Below are 16,485 nucleotides of genomic sequence, written 5' to 3'. Positions count from 1 at the left end.
TCTAAAATTCGCCGTCAACCCCTATTTTCAGATTTACTCGGATTTCAGCGTAATACGTGCAAACGCCTTCTTGCCGGCCTGGCAAACGTGGGTAGCGCCCAGTACGTATATAAAGGAACGATCAACCACCTCACCATCAACACGCACACCACCGGAAGCCAGCAGATCACGCGCCGCTGCCGAGTTCTTCACCAGACCCGCCTTATTAAGGACGGCTGCAATCGGCATGTCTTCAGCAGAAGCCAGCTCGATCTCTGGCAGATCATCCGGCAGCTCGCCATCTTTCATGCGATTGCCCGCAGCGCGATGAGCATTTGCCGCAGCCTCCTCACCATGGAAGCGCGCAACGATCTCTTCGGCCAGCTTGATTTTAACGTCACGCGGATTGGCACCCGCCTCTACGTCTGCACGTAACGCATTGATCTCATCCATCGAACGGAAGCTGAGCAGCTCGAAGTAGCGCCACATCAATGCATCCGGAATCGAAACCAGCTTGCTGTACATGACACCCGGCGCTTCCTGAATACCGACGTAGTTGCCCAAAGACTTGGACATCTTCTTCACGCCATCCAGACCTTCAAGCAGCGGCATTGTCAGAATGCACTGCGCTTCCTGGCCATAACCACGCTGCAACTCACGCCCCATCAGCAAGTTGAACTTCTGATCGGTGCCGCCCAGCTCAACGTCCGCACGCAAAGCCACCGAGTCATAACCCTGAACCAGTGGATAGAGGAACTCGTGAATAGCGATCGGCTGATTGGTGGTGTAGCGCTTGTCGAAGTCATCGCGCTCAAGCATGCGTGCGACGGTGTATTGCGAAGTCAGGCGAATGAAGTCCGCCGGCCCCATCTGATCCATCCAGGTAGAGTTGAACGCAACTTCGGTTTTCGCCGGATCAAGAATTTTGAAAACCTGAGTCTTGTAAGTCTCGGCGTTCTCTAGAACCTGCTCACGAGTCAGCGGAGGGCGCGTGGCACTCTTGCCGCTCGGATCACCGATCATCCCGGTGAAGTCACCTATAAGGAAGATCACTTGATGCCCCAGTTCCTGGAACTGGCGCAGCTTATTAATAAGCACGGTGTGACCCAAGTGCAGATCCGGTGCGGTCGGATCGAAACCAGCCTTGATACGCAGCGGTTGGCCGCGCTTGAGCTTCTCGATCAGCTCGGACTCGACCAATAGTTCTTCCGCACCACGTTTTATCAGCGCTAGCTGCTCTTCAACCGACTTCATAACAGACCCGCAAGGCTCAGATTCAAAGGGAACCAACCATACAAGATCGTGCACCAATTACAAGTTTTGCCCGGCGCACGGACACCAATCCACAAACGCGCTGTCTGTAGACTTGCTTCAGAGATGATTTGGTTATATTTTATACAGTTATTTCATCTTCATCATGTCATTCATCTTTTCCAATTCATCATTTTTCAAAGTCAAAATTACCTATGACCACAGAACCGTCTAAAGCGCCTCCGCTTTACCCGAAGACCCACCTGCTCGCCGCAAGTGGGATCGCCGCCCTTCTCAGCCTGGCACTCCTGGTATTCCCTTCCAGTGATGTTGAAGCCAAAAAGACGACCCTGAGCCTTGAACTGGAAAGTCCTGCTGAACAACTGACACAAGATCAAGACGCTGCTGACGCGGCTCAAGCCACAAATGAGCCGGTCGCTTCACCATTTGCGCAGATCGAAAACAGCGACGAAAACACCCCGCAAACCGCTGAAACCGCACCTGTACCAGCGCCTGCTGCAGAAAAAGCAAAAGCGCCCGGCCATCGCGAAGTTGTCGTCGCCAAGGGCGATACACTGTCCACGCTATTCGAAAAAGTCGGCCTGCCCGCCGCCTCCGTGCATGAAGTACTGGCCAGCGATAAACAAGCCAAACAGTTCAGCCAACTCAAACACGGCCAGAAACTCGAATTCGAATTGAACCCGGAAGGCCAGTTGACCAGCCTGCACAGCAAAGTCAGCGACGTCGAAACCATTACCCTGACCAAGAATACCAAGGGTTATGCATTTAACCGGGTTACCGCAAAACCAACCGTACGCACCGCTTACGTACATGGCGTGATCAACAGCTCGCTGTCTCAGTCCGCCGCCCGCGCAGGCCTCTCCCACAGCATGACCATGGACATGGCCAGCGTATTTGGCTACGACGTCGACTTCGCTCAAGACATCCGCCAAGGCGATGAATTCGACGTGATCTACGAGCAGAAAGTGGTCAACGGCAAAGCCGTCGGCACTGGCCCGATCCTGTCTGCACGCTTCACCAACCGCGGCAAGACTTACACCGCCGTGCGTTACACCAACAAACAAGGCAACAGCAGCTACTACACCGCTGATGGCAACAGCATGCGCAAGGCGTTCATCCGTACGCCGGTGGACTTCGCCCGTATCAGCTCGAAGTTCTCCATGGGCCGCAAACACCCGATCCTCAACAAGATCCGCGCCCACAAAGGCGTCGACTACGCAGCACCACGCGGCACGCCTATCAAGGCTGCCGGTGACGGTAAAGTACTGCTGGCCGGCCGCCGCGGCGGTTACGGCAACACCGTAATCATCCAGCACGGCAACACTTACCGTACCCTTTACGGCCACATGCAAGGCTTCGCTAAGGGCGTGAAAACCGGCGGTAACGTCAAGCAGGGCCAGGTGATCGGCTATATCGGCACCACCGGCCTGTCCACCGGCCCGCATTTGCACTATGAGTTCCAGGTCAACGGCGTCCACGTCGATCCGCTGGGCCAGAAGCTGCCAATGGCTGACCCGATCGCCAAAGCCGAACGTGCTCGCTTCCTAGCGCAGAGCCAACCGCTGATGGCGCGCATGGATCAAGAGAAGGCCACCATGCTGGCATCGAGCAAGCGTTAAGCCATGGCCCTTTATATCGGTGTGATGTCCGGAACCAGCCTCGACGGTCTGGACATTGCCCTGATCGAACAGACTTCGGCGATCAAGCTGATCGCCACGCACTACATTCCCATGCCTGCGTCCCTGCGCGGCGAGCTGCTTGGCTTGTGCGCCAGCGGCCCCGACGAAATAGCCCGCTCGGCGATTGCCCAGCAACACTGGGTGAAGCTCGCCGCGCAAGGCATTCATACCCTCCTCGATCAGCAGCAGCTCAAACCTGCAGCCATTCGTGCGATCGGCAGCCATGGCCAGACCATTCGCCACGAACCGGCACGCGGTTTTACCGTGCAGATCGGCAACCCTGCCCTGCTGACTGAGTTGACCGGCATTACTGTAGTCAGCGATTTCCGCAGCCGTGATGTCGCTGCCGGCGGCCAAGGTGCGCCGCTGGTTCCAGCCTTCCATGAAGCTTTGTTCGAAGAGCGTACCGGTAACCAGGCAGTCTTGAATGTCGGCGGTTTCAGCAATCTGAGTCTGATTGAGCCGACCAAGCCTGTAGCCGGTTTCGACTGCGGCCCTGGGAATGTTCTGATGGACGCCTGGATTCAGCAGCAACGGGGCGAAAACTACGACCGCAATGGCGACTGGGCAAAATCAGGCTCTGTTGAGTCGACATTGCTGGAAGCACTGCTCAGCGATCCGTTCTTCATTACTAAAGGCCCGAAGAGTACCGGCCGCGAAGTGTTCAACCTGCCGTGGCTGGAACAACACCTGTCACGACTACCAGCCTTCGCGGCGGAAAACGTGCAGGCCACACTGCTTGAGCTGACTGCGCTGACCATCGTCGAGTCGCTGCAAAGCGCTCAATCCGATACCCAAGAACTATTGGTCTGCGGTGGTGGCGCGCACAACAGCGCACTGATGAAACGGCTGGCCGACCTGCTTCCCGAGACAACGGTAGCCAGCACCGCGACCCATGGCGTCGATCCGGACTGGGTCGAAGCCATGGCATTCGCCTGGCTGGCCCATTGCTGCCTCGAAGGCATCGCCGCCAACCGCCCAAGCGTCACCGGCGCACGCGGTCTTCGTGTCCTGGGCGCCATCTACCCGGCCTGATCAAATCGCACACAGCAAAACGCCGCAGAACCGTAAGGCTCTGCGGCGTTTTGTTATCTGAAACGAAGAAGCGTCAGATCGAGAACGAAGACCCGCAACCACAGGTCGTGGTGGCATTCGGGTTCTTGATCACGAAACGCGACCCTTCCAGACCTTCCTGGTAATCCACTTCAGCACCTGCCAGGTACTGGAAGCTCATCGGATCAACTACCAGACTCACGCCTTCGCGCTCGACGATAGTGTCGTCCTCGGCCACGTCTTCATCGAAGGTGAAACCGTATTGAAACCCTGAACAACCGCCGCCCGTAACAAATACGCGCAGCTTCAAGCGATCATTCCCCTCTTCATCGACCAGGCTCTTCACCTTGTGCGCGGCACCGTGGGTGAATTGCAAAGCCGTGGGGGTGAAGGATTCGACGCTCATGCTGACTATCTCCCGGCGTTACGCCGCCATAATGAGTGATGACGCGCATTATCCGCTTCTCCTAGAAAATCGGTCAACTATTGTTACGGTATATCAATAAAGCCGACGAGCTGTCCGGAATGCAAAAAGGCCCGTTAGACGGGCCTTTTCGCTGTGCGACTTAAAGTGTTACGGCAGCATTCCGGCGTGAGACAAGCCGAAACGTTCGTCCAGCCCGAACAGAATATTCATGTTCTGTACTGCCTGGCCCGACGCGCCTTTGACCAGGTTGTCGATCACCGACAACACCACCACCAGATCGCCATCCTGTGGACGGTGCACGGCGATGCGGCAAACGTTCGCGCCACGCACGCTACGGGTTTCCGGATGGCTACCGGCGGGCATCACATCAACGAATGGCTCATTGGCATAACGCTTTTCGAACAGCGCCTGCAGATCCACCGAACGATCAACCACGGTCGCGTAGAGCGTGGAGTGAATGCCACGAATCATCGGCGTCAGGTGCGGAACGAAGGTCAGCCCCACATCCTTGCCCGCGGCACGACGCAGGCCCTGGCGAATTTCCGGCAGGTGACGGTGACCTTTCACTGCGTAGGCCTTCATGCTTTCCGACGTTTCGGAATACAGCGAACCTACCGCCGCGCCACGACCGGCACCGCTGACGCCAGATTTGCAGTCAGCGATCAGACGCGAAGTATCGGCCAGACCCGCTTCCAGCAGCGGCAGGAAACCCAGCTGCGTCGCGGTCGGATAGCAACCCGGCACGGCGATCAGGCGAGCTTTTTTGATCTGCTCGCGATTGACTTCCGGCAGACCGTACACCGCTTCATCCAGCAATTCTGGCGCGCCGTGCGGCTGGCCGTACCACTTGGCCCATTCTTCCGCGTCTTGCAGACGGAAGTCCGCCGACAGGTCAATCACCTTGGTCCCCGCAGCCAACAGCTCGCCGGCCAAGGCGTGAGCAACACCGTGCGGCGTGGCGAAGAACACCACATCGCAAGCGCCCAGGGTCTTGATGTCCGGCACGCTGAAGGCCAGGCCGTCGTAGTGACCGCGCAGGTTCGGGTACATGTCAGCCACGGCCAGACCGGCCTCGGATCGGGAAGTGATCACAACCACTTCTGCCTGCGGATGCTGCGCCAACAGACGCAGCAGTTCGACACCGGTGTAACCCGTGCCGCCGACGATACCGACCTTGACCATAACCTGCCCTCAAAGAACCCACTGGAAAGCCGTCGATAATAGGGGCCGCGCGGCCCTGCGACAACCGTCAAGGTGACGTGCGGACGCTCAAGCCTCTACTATCCGGGCTTACCGTGAACCTGGAATAACTAAAAATGCTCTATCTATGGATCAAAGCTTTTCACATCGTCAGCATCGTTTGCTGGTTTGCCGGGCTGTTTTACCTGCCGCGACTGTTCGTTTATCACGCGCAGAGCGAAGACACGATCAGCAAAGAACGCTTCAGTGTCATGGAGCGCAAGCTGTATCGCGGCATCATGGGCCCGGCGATGATCGCCACGCTGATCTTCGGCGGCTGGCTGATCTATCTCAACCCGAGCATCTTCAGCATGGGCGGCTGGATGCACGCCAAACTGACTCTGGTCGTACTGCTGATCGGCTACCACCACATGTGCGGCGCGCAGGTAAAACGTTTTGCCCGTGGCGAAAACACCCGCAGCCATGTCTTTTATCGCTGGTTCAATGAAGTGCCGGTTCTGATATTGCTGGCTATCGTAATTCTGGTCGTGGTCAAGCCGTTCTAACTTCAACAAGAACAGATCTTTGGGGTATTCATCATGTCGCTGCCCGCTTTGCTCGAACAACGTCTGCGTCTGCCCGTAGTGGCGGCGCCGATGTTTCTGATTTCCAACCCTGAGTTGGTGCTCGCCTGCTGCCGCAATGGCGTGGTCGGCAGTTTTCCGGCCTTGAACCAGCGCGAAAGCAGTGGCTTCAAGGCCTGGCTGGAACAGATCGAAGCGGGCCTTGCGACACTGGACAACCCGGCGCCCTACGCGGTGAACCTGATCGTGCACAACAGCAACCCGCGCCTGCAGGCGGACCTGAACATCTGCGTCGAACACAAAGTACCGATCGTCATCACCAGCCTCGGCGCGGTGAAGGAGTTGGTCGATGCGGTGCACAGCTATGGTGGACTGGTCTTCCATGACGTGACCACGCGCCGACACGCCGAGAAAGCGGCCGAGGCTGGGGTCGATGGTTTGATCGCAGTCGCCGCCGGCGCCGGGGGCCATGCCGGTACCTGGAGCCCGTTTGCGCTGATTGCCGAGATCCGTGAGTTCTTCGACAAGACGCTGTTGCTTGCAGGATGTTTGAACCATGGCCATGAGATTCTCGCCGCACAGCTGCTCGGTGCGGATTTGGCCTACTTAGGTACGCGATTTATCGGCACCACTGAAAGTCATGCGCCTGACGCCTACAAGGACATGCTGCTGACAGCCAAGGCTGCGGACATCATTCATACTCCAGCGGTGTCGGGCGTTCCGGCCAGTTTCATGCGCCAGAGCCTGGAAGCGGCGGGTTTCGACATGGCTGCACTGCAAGGCAAGGGCGAAGTGAACTTCGGCGACAAGCTCAAACCCATCAGTGACGAAGCCAAAGCCTGGAAGACCGTGTGGTCGGCCGGTCAGGGCGTCGGGCAGATTGATGACTTGCCGAGCGTGGATCAACTGATTGCGCGCCTCGACGCCGAGTATCGCCAAGCCCAGGAGCGCGCTGCGCAGTTGCCAAAACGCTGGCCACGCTGAAAAAATCAGGCCAGTCGTTTGTGGACTGGCCTTACACTGACGACCTTTCAATTTACTCGCGACAAGGATGCCTCGGCCATGAGCGAACCCCGTTACAAGATCGTTTTCAACGGTGCTCTGCAGCCCGGTGTCGATATCACCACCGCCAAACTCAATTTGGCCGACCTGTTCAAAAGCGATGTCACCGCCATTGAGCGGCTGTTCAGTGGTCGCGCCGTCGCACTCAAACGCGACCTGACCCACAGTGATGCGCAGGCTTACCTGCAGGCGCTGAGCAAAACCGGCATCGACGCCCGGCTTGAACCCGAAACCACCATCGAGCTCAACCTGGCGGACGTCCACGAGCACAGCCCTGCCACCACTGAGCCGCAATCTCCTTACGCGCCGCCGCGGGCCAATGTCGGCGAAAGCCTGCCGGCATTCGCCGTACTCAAGCCGTTCAGTGTCGAAGGCCGCATCGGCCGATTGCGTTTTCTGGCGTGGACAATGGTGCTCAGCCTGGTGACATTGCCGATTGTCGGCATCTTCGCCCTGATCGCTCTGGGGCTGGTCAGCGGTGAGTCGACCACGGGCCTGATCATTGGCGGCATCCTTGCCTTCTTCCTGTTCCTCGGCTTCTTCATTGTCAGCATCCTGTTCAGCGTTCAGCGCTTGCACGATATCGGCTGGTCGGGCTGGCTCTGGCTGCTGAACATTGTCCCGTTCGTGGGCAGCTTCTTCCCTTTCGTGATCATGGTGGTGCCGGGCAATACCGGCGCCAATCAATATGGCCCGCCGCCTCCGCCCAACAGCACGGCGGTCAAGGTGCTCTGCTCGTTGTGGGTCGTGTTCATCGCGTTGATCTTTGCTGGTGGCATCCTCGGCGGCTTCTCCGCCGTCCAGCAGGAATATGAAAGCAATCTGGAAAGCAGCTACGAAAGCGGCTCGGTGACCACCGATGAAATCGACGTCGAAGTCGAGCCGGCAGCAAATTCCGCCGACGAGGCAGCCGAAGCGGCGCAGGCCCCTGTAGACTCTGCGAAAGAATGAACAGCGCTCCCCGCCGTGACACCCGCGTCGTCGGCGCGGAGCTGTTGCGATGGAGAATTGCATGACCCGTTACGCTCTGATCACTGGCGCTTCCAGCGGCATTGGCCTGGCCATGGCCGAAGCGCTGGCCCGGCGCGGCCGCAGTCTGATTCTGGTGGCTCGACAGCGTGATCAGCTGGAAAGTATTGCGATCGAGTTGACCCAACGCTTCGGCGTCGAAGTACTGTTTCGCGCCTGCGATCTGGGCGAGCCGCTGCGCTTGTCCGGCTTTTTGCTGGAGCTGGAAGAAGGCGACCGGCAGATTGACCTGCTGGTGAACTGCGCGGGTATCGGCACCTGCGGCCCGTTTCTCGCGCAGGACTGGATGACCGAGCAAGACCTGATCGAAGTGAACATCCTCGCCCTCACCCGCCTGTGCCACGCGATCGGCAACAGCATGGCGCTGCAGGGTGGCGGGCAGATTCTCAACGTTGCGTCGGTGGCCGCATTCAATCCCGGCCCGTGGATGAGCACTTACTACGCCAGCAAGGCCTATGTTCTGCACTTCTCCGAAGCCTTGCGGGTTGAGCTCAAACAAAGTGCCGTGAAGGTTTCGGTGCTCTGCCCTGGCCCGACGCGCACGGCATTTTTCCGCACGGCGCAACTGAACAGCGACAAACTCAAAGACAGCAAATTACTGATGAGCCCCGAGGAAGTCGCGCTGTACACCGTGCGCGCGCTCGATAAGAACCGAGCAATCATCATCCCGGGGCGCCGCAACCGCTGGTTTGCCTTTTTGCCGCGACTCGGTTCGCGCTGGCTTAATCGCACCATTGTCGGCATGGTCAATAAAGCCTATTGCCCGCGCTAAAGAATCCGGATTCAACGCGGTACACTCGATTCAGCTCAAACAACGGAGAAAACAGCAGTGGATACTCTGTTCACCAAGATCATCAACCGGGAAATCCCGGCCAAGATCATTTACGAAGACGACCAGGTTCTGGCGTTCCACGACATCGCCCCTCAGGCACCGGTGCATTTCCTGGTGATCCCGAAGAAACCGGTGCGCACCCTCAATGACCTGACCGAAGACGACAAGGCACTGGCCGGGCACATTCTGTTCACTGCGCAGCGTCTGGCGCTGGAGCTGGGTTGCGAGGAAGGTTTCCGCGTGGTGATGAACTGCAATGAAAAAGGTGGGCAGACGGTTTACCACATTCATATGCATGTACTTGGCCAGCGCCAGATGAACTGGCCACCGGGCTGATTCACACCGCGACCTGTGTGTTTATGTACTCTTGTGTAGGAGCTGCCGAAGGCTGCGATCTTTTGATCTTTGACGTATGAAAAAAAATCAAAAGATCGCAGCCTTCGGCAGCTCCTACATAACGCAGAACTAGCGCGGCATGACCCAGCGCAAACCTTCCCCGGCCGATTCGGTTAAACTGGTGGCCGAGATTCTTCCCGGAGGTCAGCATGACTACCCAACGTCACTACTCGCCGATTGACCGTCTTCTGCTGCAAGCCGATGCCGCGATGCGTACCCTGCTGCCCTTCAGTGGCCAGCCGTACCGTCCGTCGCCAGCCATTCTGCAGCCGGATACGCAAATGAGCGATGAAGACACCCGCCACGTCGCCGGCCTGATGCGCATCAACCACACCGGTGAAGTCTGCGCCCAGGCGCTATATCAGGGGCAGGCGCTGACCGCCAAGCTGCCGCAAGTGCGCGAAGCCATGGAGCACGCCGCCGAAGAAGAGATTGATCATCTGGTCTGGTGCGAACAGCGCATTCACCAGTTGGGCAGCCATACCAGCGTGCTCAACCCACTGTTTTATGGCATGTCCTTCGGGATTGGCGCGGTGGCCGGGTTGATCAGCGACAAGGTCAGCCTGGGTTTTGTTGCGGCGACCGAGCATCAGGTGTGCAAGCATCTGAATGAACACCTGGAGCAATTGCCCGCAGAGGATGAGAAGTCCCGAGCGATTCTGGAGCAGATGCGCATTGATGAAGAGCATCATGCGGAGAGTGCATTGGAGGCTGGCGGTTTCCGTTTTCCGGCGCCGGTGAAATTTGGGATGAGTATTCTGGCTAAGGTGATGACCAAGAGTACTTATCGGATTTGAGAAGTGTATTGCCGGACAGGGCCCCATCGCTGGCAAGCCAGCTCCCACAGGGGTCTTTGTTTCAACAATAAAAAAGGCGACTGTCCTGAGACAGTCGCCTTTTTTTGTGTGCGTGAATCTTAGGTCGGCATGTTGCGCGCGTAGAAGATTTCGAGCATTTCGTGTTTCACCCGGTCGGTCACTTGAGCACGCTGCTCGGAGGACAGGCTGCTGGTGGCGTCGCCGAACAGGTAGTTATCCAGTTCGAAGTTCTTCAGCAGCATTTTGGTGTGGAACAAGTTCTCCTGGTACACGTTCACGTCGGTCATCTGGTAAGCGTCGCGAGTGTCTTCGGAGAGGTAGTTCTGGATCGAATTGATCTCGTGGTCGATGAAGTGCTTGTTGCCTTCAACGTCACGGGTGAAGCCGCGCACACGATAATCCACAGTCACGATGTCCGAATCGAACTGGTGAATGAGGAAATTGAGCGCTTTCAGCGGTGAGATGACACCACAAGTCGACACGTCGATGTCCACACGGAACGTTGCAATACCGTCGTCCGGATGGATTTCCGGGTAGGTGTGCACCGTGATGTGGCTCTTGTCGAGGTGGGCCAGGATAATTTCGGGCAACGGGCCCGGCGATTCTTCAATCTGGCTTTCAGTCGGGGTTACCGGCTCTTCAGAAATCAGAATCGTGACGCTGGCGCCCTGAGGTTCATAGTCCTGACTGGCAATGTTCAGGATGTTGGCACCAATGATCTCGACAACTTCTGTGAGAATCTGCGTCAGGCGTTTCGCGTTGTACTCTTGATTGATGTACTCGACGTAAGCCTGCTGGTCTTGCGGGGTTTCCGCGTAGCAGATGTCATAGATGTTGAAGCTCAAGGTCTTTGTCAGGTTATTGAACCCGTGGAGCTTGAGTTTGCTTTTCACCGTTAAAAACTCTCTATGTATGCGGCGCAGCCGCGTGATCAAGCATGCCCGTCAAGTGCGAACAACGCACCTGCGTAGGACGGTTAACACCTCTTCGCGATGGCGATTTTGGTTATCTGTTCAGGCGGATGACCCGTCGGCTGACCGATCACTGCCCTGAAAAAAGTGGCGCATTATGCAGACGTCAGCGGGGGATCGCCAGAGTCTGCACTGCTTTTATGATAGTTGAATGTCGGTTCAACCGAGTTCGACGATTTCATAATCGTGAGTGATGGCCACGCCAGCGGCGCCGAGCATGATCGAAGCCGAGCAATACTTCTCGGCGGACAACTCGATCGCGCGTTTGACCTGGGCTTCTTTCAAGCCACGGCCCTTGACCACGAAATGCATGTGAATCTTGGTGAATACCTTCGGATCTTCGGTCGCGCGCTCGGCTTCGAGGAAGGCTTCGCAGCTTTCAACGGCCTGACGCGATTTCTTCAGAATGCTGACCACGTCGAAATTGCTGCAACCGCCCACACCGAGCAGGAGCATTTCCATCGGGCGAACACCCAGATTGCGACCACCGGCGTCCGGCGGACCGTCCATGACCACGACATGACCGCTGCCGGATTCGCCGAGGAACATGGCTTCGCCAGCCCATTGGATGCGTGCCTTCATCGCCCAGACTCCACTGTAAAAAAAGGGTCGCCAGCTTAGCACAGGGGATTGCCCTGACCGCGAGCAGCGTTCCTAGGACGAATGCCCCAACTGTGTAGGTAATTTCTCGAATTTGCGACGAAGTGTCTGTTAAGCTGGCGCCAATTCGCTGGCGCCCATGCCAGCCGTGCAGCGACCGCCTTCAGCGCCTCATAAAAAAATCAAACATCACCGTGCAGTCTTTTCGGGATACAACCATGGTTGCTATTACCCCCACACCCAAAATCAAGAACCTCGACAAGCTGTTGATGCATTGTCAGCGCCGTCGCCATGCGGCCAAGAGCAACATCATTTGTGCCGGCGATCGTTCCGATACGTTGTATTTCATCATCAAGGGTTCGGTGACGATCCTGATCGAGGATGACGACGGCCGCGAAATGATCATCGCCTACCTTAATGCCGGGGATTTCTTCGGTGAGTTGGGCCTGTTCGAGCAAGCCGGTCAGGAACAGGAACGCAGTGCCTGGGTGCGGGCCAAGGTCGAATGCGAAACAGCGGAAATCAGCTACGCCAAGTTCCGCGAATTATCGCAGCAGGATCCAGATATTCTTTACGTCCTCAGCGGACAAATCGCACAACGCCTGCGCAACACCACGCGCAAGGTCGGCGACCTGGCGTTCTTTGACGTGACCGGTCGCGTAGCGCGTTGCCTGCTGGAGTTGTGCAAACAGCCAGACGCGATGACCCACCCGGACGGCATGCAGATCAAGGTGACCCGTCAGGAAATCGGGCGGATTGTCGGTTGTTCGCGGGAGATGGTCGGTCGCGTGCTCAAGGATCTTGAGGAACGCAACCTGGTCGATGTGAAAGGCAAGACCATGGTGGTCTTCGGTACACGCTAAGCCCGAATATCAGGCGCTGTACATCTGCGCCAGCATCAGACGAAACAGCTCATCAAGACGCGCCAAGGCCTGTGGCGCGTTGAATTTCTCATGCAGGGCGATGTGGCTTTGCGCCCTCACCCGTTGCTCCAGGCCGCACGCTTCATTGAAGCGATTGACCGCTGCAACCATCGATTCGCGCTCGTCATCCATCAGCATCGCCCCATGCACCAGACCGACCGGCCGCTGTCCGCCCTGACTCTGGCGCCAGCGCTGAGCGGTGCCGACCATTTTGCGACCGTCGAGGTTAACGTTGAAACGGCCGTCGCAGAATGCGCCGTCGATTTCGCCCAACGATGACGTGCCGCCCAATTCATCGAGCAACTGACAGATCGGATCGCAGAGGCGGTGGTAGCCGGTTTCGATGCGGTTCAGGTCGCCTTCGCTGCGCAGTGGTGCGTAGACCAACGCGATGTTGATGGTGGCGGCGGATTGCGGGACGGGTTCGCCGCCGGTTTCACGCAGCAGGACTGGCCAGCCGGCAGCGGCGGAGACTTCGCAGGCGTGTTCGAAAGCCGGGAGGCGATTGAGGCGGCGTGGCATGACCAGTGCGCGATCGCTGGGTTGCCAGAAGAGAAGGCCGAATTCGGAGTCGCCGGCGCAGACCGAGGCCAGCAAGTCTTGCTCGGCCTGGAGGCCGGCTTCGATGGTCAGCGGGGTTGGCAGCGACATAACAGGCTCCGGCAACATAAGTATCTTCAGCGGTTTCGATGGCCCCTTCGCGAGCAGGCTCACTCCTACAAGGGGAACGCATTCCAACTGTAGGAGTGAGCCTGCTCCGGGCGGCGTTCCGACGATGGCGTCGACTCGGTCTGAAAAAATATCAGTCGAGGGTTGAACCGCTGATCGGCACGCCACGCTCCGGGAAGAACAGGCGCTGCAGTTCAGTGCCCGGATTTTCCGCGCGCATGAATGCTTCACCGACCAGGAACGAATACACGTCGCTGATTTCCATCAGCTCGACATCGGCACGGTTGAGGATACCGCTCTCGGTAATCACCAGACGATCACGCGGAATACGCGGCAGCAGATCGAGGGTGGTTTCCAGGCTGACATCAAACGTATGCAGGTTGCGGTTGTTGACGCCGACCAGCGGCGTATCGAGGGTTTTCAACGCGCGCTCCAGTTCATCACCGTCGTGAACTTCCACCAGCACGTCGAGGCCAACACTTTTGGCCACCGCAGCCAGCTCAGCCATTTTCACGTCGTCCAGCGCGGAGACGATCAGCAGCACACAGTCGGCGCCCAAGGCGCGGGCTTCAACGATCTGGTACGGATCGATCATGAAGTCCTTGCGGATCACCGGCAACTTGCAGGCGGCGCGCGCCTGTTGCAGGTAAGCATCGGCGCCCTGGAAATAATCGATATCGGTCAGCACGGACAGACAGGTTGCCCCGCCCTTCTCGTAGCTTTTGGCGATATCCGCCGGAACGAAGTCCTCGCGGATCACGCCTTTGCTTGGCGAAGCCTTTTTGATTTCAGCGATCACCGCCGGCTGCTTCTTCTTTGCCTGCGCCAGCAATGCCTGGGCAAAACCACGGGGTGCATCGGCCGCCTTGGCCAGACTTTCCAGCTCGCTCAGGCTGACGCGGGCGCTACGCTCGGCGACTTCCTGAACCTTGCGGGCCAGAATGTTTTCCAGAACCGTCGGTACACTCATCCCTCATTCTCCACTCTGAATACCGCGGTAAAGGCACCCAGCTCCTCGAGTTTCTCCCGAGCGAGGCCGGTGTGCAGGGCGTCGTGCGCAAGCTCCACGCCTTGTTTCAAACTGCTCGCCACGTCGGCGGCGTACAGCGCAGCACCGGCGTTGAGCACAATCATTTCGGCGGCTTTCTGGCCGTTCTCGGTCTTGCGCTTGCCGAGGGCATCGCGGATCAGCGCCAGCGACGCTTCCGGGCCGTCGACCGACAGACCGTGCAGGCTCTGGCTCTTCATGCCGAGGTCTTCCGGCTCGACCCAATATTCAGTGATTTCGTTGTTCTTCAGCTCGGCAACAAAAGTCGGCGCGGCGAGACTGAACTCGTCCAGACCGTCCTTCGAATGCACCACCAGCACGTGCTTGCTGCCCAGACGTTGCAACACTTCGGCCAATGGCCGGCACAGTGCCTGGGTGAACACGCCCACCACCTGATGTTTCACACCGGCCGGATTCGTAAGCGGGCCGAGCATGTTGAACAGCGTACGCAGAGCGAGATCGCGGCGCGGGCCGGCGGCGTACTTCATGGCTTTGTGGTGAGTCTGGGCGAACATGAAACCGATGCCGACGTTGTCGATGCAACGCGCAACCTGTACCGGCGTCAGGTTCAGATAAATACCAGCGGCCTCCAGCAAATCGGCGCTGCCGCTTTTACCCGAGACCGCGCGGTTGCCGTGTTTGGCCACGGTGCAACCGGCAGCAGCGACAACAAAGGAAGAAGCCGTCGACACGTTGAAGATGTTCGCACCGTCACCGCCGGTGCCGACCACATCGACCACGCCGTCGAGGGTTTTCAGTTCGACCTGATCGGCCAGCTCACGCATCACTGACACGGCGCCGACGATCTCGTCGATGCTCTCGCTCTTCATGCGCATGGCCATCATGAACGCGCCGACCTGCGCCTCGGTGCATTGGCCGGTCATGATTTCGCGCATCACATCGCGCATTTCTTCGGTGCTGAGATCGAGGTGCTCGACGATACGGCTCAGGGCTGTCTTGATATTCATGGGAAGTCCTTAGCGCGTGCCGCCGGTTTGTTTGAGGAAGTTGGCAAACAGTTCATGACCCTGCTCGGTGAGGATCGACTCGGGGTGGAACTGTACGCCCTCAATGTTCAGGGTCTTGTGACGCAGGCCCATGATTTCGTCGACCGAACCGTCGTCGTGTTGCGTCCACGCGGTGAGCTCGAGGCAGTCGGGCAACGTATCGTGCTTGACGATCAGCGAGTGGTAGCGGGTAACAGTCAACGGATGATTCAGACCTTGGAAAACGCCCTTGTCCTCGTGGAATACCGGGCTAGTCTTACCGTGCATGACTTGGCGCGCGCGCACCACATCACCGCCAAAGGCCTGGCCGATGGATTGGTGGCCGAGGCAGACACCCAGAATCGGCAGTTTGCCGGCGAAGTGTTTGATCGCTTCGATGGAGATACCGGCTTCGGTCGGCGTGCACGGGCCTGGCGATACGACGATGCGCTCGGGCTTGAGTGCTTCGATCTCGGCGACGGTCAATTCGTCGTTGCGCACGACTTTGACGTCGGCACCCAGTTCGCCGAGGTATTGCACGACGTTGTAAGTAAAGGAGTCGTAGTTGTCGATCATCAGCAACATGGCGTTTCGAACCTCTTGAATTCTGACTTGGAGACAGCCTTCAGATGACTTGCCCGCAGGGCGCTGCACGATGTCGGACGCAGGTAGATGCGTCGGCACAGCGGCATTTCAAACAGGCAAGGAAGGCAGAGCGATACAGATCCGGCGGGGCCGGCAGAAAAGATTCAGGCGCGCCAACGCCAGCGGGCGTGTGCCTTGATGACTTGATCCAGAAGTTTGCTGGTGATCAACACGGGGAAGGTCTCGTTCATACGTTCCGGCACAGTAACTTAGCTGGGCGGAGCGTGCAATATGGCCGGGCGTATGGGGGTTAAATCTGCGCGAGGGTTCGCGACCGATGGCAAAAGGCCGGAAGTTTTTGGTACTGTCGTTTCGTTCACCTACAACAATAAA

Annotated in this window: 18 protein-coding genes; 9 read left to right on the top strand and 9 right to left on the bottom strand. The window is 58.0% G+C overall.

Features of this window, described 5'->3' with window-relative positions:
* Positions 1-33: 33 nt before the first annotated feature.
* On the bottom strand, positions 34-1,233 hold the full coding sequence (tyrS, locus tag ACZZ0B_RS29755; RefSeq protein WP_129395737.1) for a tyrosine--tRNA ligase: 1,200 nt from the start codon (positions 1,231-1,233) through the stop codon (positions 34-36).
* Positions 1,234-1,445: 212 nt separating this feature from the next.
* Between tyrS and ACZZ0B_RS29750 the strand changes: the two genes are divergently transcribed.
* Positions 1,446-2,870, top strand: a complete 1,425-nt coding sequence (locus ACZZ0B_RS29750; protein ID WP_463546899.1) for a peptidoglycan DD-metalloendopeptidase family protein — start codon at positions 1,446-1,448, stop codon at positions 2,868-2,870.
* Between the two features lie 3 nt (positions 2,871-2,873).
* Positions 2,874-3,965 (top strand): anhydro-N-acetylmuramic acid kinase, encoded by a 1,092-nt coding sequence (locus ACZZ0B_RS29745; RefSeq protein WP_463546898.1) that lies wholly within the window; start codon positions 2,874-2,876, stop codon positions 3,963-3,965.
* Positions 3,966-4,038: 73 nt separating this feature from the next.
* Here ACZZ0B_RS29745 and erpA read toward each other — a convergent pair whose 3' ends face one another.
* On the bottom strand, positions 4,039-4,389 hold the full coding sequence (erpA, locus tag ACZZ0B_RS29740) for an iron-sulfur cluster insertion protein ErpA (protein ID WP_008077999.1): 351 nt from the start codon (positions 4,387-4,389) through the stop codon (positions 4,039-4,041).
* 168 nt (positions 4,390-4,557) lie between these two features.
* On the bottom strand, positions 4,558-5,592 hold the full coding sequence (gene argC, locus ACZZ0B_RS29735) for an N-acetyl-gamma-glutamyl-phosphate reductase (protein WP_034155112.1): 1,035 nt from the start codon (positions 5,590-5,592) through the stop codon (positions 4,558-4,560).
* Between the two features lie 134 nt (positions 5,593-5,726).
* Between argC and hemJ the strand changes: the two genes are divergently transcribed.
* The 6 genes from hemJ to coq7 all read left to right on the top strand — a co-directional run bounded on the left by hemJ (position 5,727) and on the right by coq7 (position 10,289).
* Positions 5,727-6,155 (top strand): protoporphyrinogen oxidase HemJ, encoded by a 429-nt coding sequence (gene hemJ / locus ACZZ0B_RS29730; RefSeq protein WP_463546897.1) that lies wholly within the window; start codon positions 5,727-5,729, stop codon positions 6,153-6,155.
* A gap of 33 nt (positions 6,156-6,188) precedes the next feature.
* Positions 6,189-7,157 (top strand): NAD(P)H-dependent flavin oxidoreductase, encoded by a 969-nt coding sequence (locus ACZZ0B_RS29725; protein WP_463546896.1) that lies wholly within the window; start codon positions 6,189-6,191, stop codon positions 7,155-7,157.
* 78 nt (positions 7,158-7,235) lie between these two features.
* Complete coding sequence (locus ACZZ0B_RS29720; RefSeq protein WP_463546895.1) at positions 7,236-8,186, top strand: DUF805 domain-containing protein; 951 nt, start codon at positions 7,236-7,238, stop codon at positions 8,184-8,186.
* Between the two features lie 61 nt (positions 8,187-8,247).
* Positions 8,248-9,036: an SDR family NAD(P)-dependent oxidoreductase gene (locus ACZZ0B_RS29715; RefSeq protein WP_034155108.1), complete on the top strand. Its 789-nt coding sequence runs from the start codon at positions 8,248-8,250 to the stop codon at positions 9,034-9,036.
* A gap of 57 nt (positions 9,037-9,093) precedes the next feature.
* Positions 9,094-9,432: a histidine triad nucleotide-binding protein gene (locus ACZZ0B_RS29710; protein WP_003228789.1), complete on the top strand. Its 339-nt coding sequence runs from the start codon at positions 9,094-9,096 to the stop codon at positions 9,430-9,432.
* Positions 9,433-9,641: 209 nt separating this feature from the next.
* Complete coding sequence (coq7, locus tag ACZZ0B_RS29705) at positions 9,642-10,289, top strand: 2-polyprenyl-3-methyl-6-methoxy-1,4-benzoquinone monooxygenase (RefSeq protein ID WP_008077993.1); 648 nt, start codon at positions 9,642-9,644, stop codon at positions 10,287-10,289.
* A gap of 119 nt (positions 10,290-10,408) precedes the next feature.
* Here the strand turns inward: coq7 and speD are convergent, their stop codons facing one another.
* Both speD and ACZZ0B_RS29695 read right to left on the bottom strand, forming a co-directional pair.
* A complete protein-coding gene (gene speD, locus ACZZ0B_RS29700; protein WP_158832549.1) occupies positions 10,409-11,203 on the bottom strand; it encodes an adenosylmethionine decarboxylase in 795 nt (264 codons plus the stop codon).
* Between the two features lie 237 nt (positions 11,204-11,440).
* The gene (locus ACZZ0B_RS29695; RefSeq protein ID WP_003228794.1) at positions 11,441-11,863 is read right to left on the bottom strand and encodes an OsmC family protein; all 423 of its coding nucleotides are present in this window, start codon (positions 11,861-11,863) and stop codon (positions 11,441-11,443) included.
* A 236-nt stretch (positions 11,864-12,099) separates the two neighbouring features.
* Here ACZZ0B_RS29695 and crp point away from each other — a divergent pair, with 236 nt between their 5' ends.
* Positions 12,100-12,744, top strand: coding sequence for a cAMP-activated global transcriptional regulator CRP (gene crp / locus ACZZ0B_RS29690; RefSeq protein ID WP_008088598.1), 645 nt, complete (start codon positions 12,100-12,102; stop codon positions 12,742-12,744).
* Positions 12,745-12,753: 9 nt separating this feature from the next.
* Here the strand turns inward: crp and ACZZ0B_RS29685 are convergent, their stop codons facing one another.
* The 4 genes from ACZZ0B_RS29685 to ACZZ0B_RS29670 all read right to left on the bottom strand — a co-directional run bounded on the left by ACZZ0B_RS29685 (position 12,754) and on the right by ACZZ0B_RS29670 (position 16,092).
* A complete protein-coding gene (locus ACZZ0B_RS29685) occupies positions 12,754-13,455 on the bottom strand; it encodes a lipoate--protein ligase family protein (protein ID WP_463546894.1) in 702 nt (233 codons plus the stop codon).
* A 151-nt stretch (positions 13,456-13,606) separates the two neighbouring features.
* Positions 13,607-14,443 (bottom strand): indole-3-glycerol phosphate synthase TrpC, encoded by an 837-nt coding sequence (trpC, locus tag ACZZ0B_RS29680; RefSeq protein ID WP_440095807.1) that lies wholly within the window; start codon positions 14,441-14,443, stop codon positions 13,607-13,609.
* Positions 14,440-15,489: an anthranilate phosphoribosyltransferase gene (gene trpD / locus ACZZ0B_RS29675; RefSeq protein ID WP_463546893.1), complete on the bottom strand. Its 1,050-nt coding sequence runs from the start codon at positions 15,487-15,489 to the stop codon at positions 14,440-14,442. Before trpD ends, trpC begins: the two co-directional genes overlap by 4 nt.
* Positions 15,490-15,498: 9 nt before the next feature.
* The gene (locus tag ACZZ0B_RS29670) at positions 15,499-16,092 is read right to left on the bottom strand and encodes an aminodeoxychorismate/anthranilate synthase component II (protein ID WP_158832541.1); all 594 of its coding nucleotides are present in this window, start codon (positions 16,090-16,092) and stop codon (positions 15,499-15,501) included.
* Positions 16,093-16,485: the final 393 nt, after the last annotated feature.

This window comes from Pseudomonas sp. AC247 (assembly GCF_979258015.1).
This window is presented reverse-complemented; position numbering and strand designations above follow the sequence as displayed.

Coding starts and splice junctions, on each gene's coding strand:
- ACZZ0B_RS29685 (WP_463546894.1), bottom strand. CDS start 13,455: ATGTCGCTGCCAACCCCGCTGACCATCGAAGCCGGCCTCCAGGCCGAG.
- trpC (WP_440095807.1), bottom strand. CDS start 14,443: ATGAGTGTACCGACGGTTCTGGAAAACATTCTGGCCCGCAAGGTTCAG.
- ACZZ0B_RS29695 (WP_003228794.1), bottom strand. CDS start 11,863: ATGAAGGCACGCATCCAATGGGCTGGCGAAGCCATGTTCCTCGGCGAA.
- ACZZ0B_RS29750 (WP_463546899.1), top strand. CDS start 1,446: ATGACCACAGAACCGTCTAAAGCGCCTCCGCTTTACCCGAAGACCCAC.
- tyrS (WP_129395737.1), bottom strand. CDS start 1,233: ATGAAGTCGGTTGAAGAGCAGCTAGCGCTGATAAAACGTGGTGCGGAA.
- ACZZ0B_RS29670 (WP_158832541.1), bottom strand. CDS start 16,092: ATGTTGCTGATGATCGACAACTACGACTCCTTTACTTACAACGTCGTG.
- coq7 (WP_008077993.1), top strand. CDS start 9,642: ATGACTACCCAACGTCACTACTCGCCGATTGACCGTCTTCTGCTGCAA.
- argC (WP_034155112.1), bottom strand. CDS start 5,592: ATGGTCAAGGTCGGTATCGTCGGCGGCACGGGTTACACCGGTGTCGAA.
- crp (WP_008088598.1), top strand. CDS start 12,100: ATGGTTGCTATTACCCCCACACCCAAAATCAAGAACCTCGACAAGCTG.
- ACZZ0B_RS29725 (WP_463546896.1), top strand. CDS start 6,189: ATGTCGCTGCCCGCTTTGCTCGAACAACGTCTGCGTCTGCCCGTAGTG.
- ACZZ0B_RS29745 (WP_463546898.1), top strand. CDS start 2,874: ATGGCCCTTTATATCGGTGTGATGTCCGGAACCAGCCTCGACGGTCTG.
- hemJ (WP_463546897.1), top strand. CDS start 5,727: ATGCTCTATCTATGGATCAAAGCTTTTCACATCGTCAGCATCGTTTGC.
- ACZZ0B_RS29720 (WP_463546895.1), top strand. CDS start 7,236: ATGAGCGAACCCCGTTACAAGATCGTTTTCAACGGTGCTCTGCAGCCC.
- erpA (WP_008077999.1), bottom strand. CDS start 4,389: ATGAGCGTCGAATCCTTCACCCCCACGGCTTTGCAATTCACCCACGGT.
- ACZZ0B_RS29715 (WP_034155108.1), top strand. CDS start 8,248: ATGACCCGTTACGCTCTGATCACTGGCGCTTCCAGCGGCATTGGCCTG.
- trpD (WP_463546893.1), bottom strand. CDS start 15,489: ATGAATATCAAGACAGCCCTGAGCCGTATCGTCGAGCACCTCGATCTC.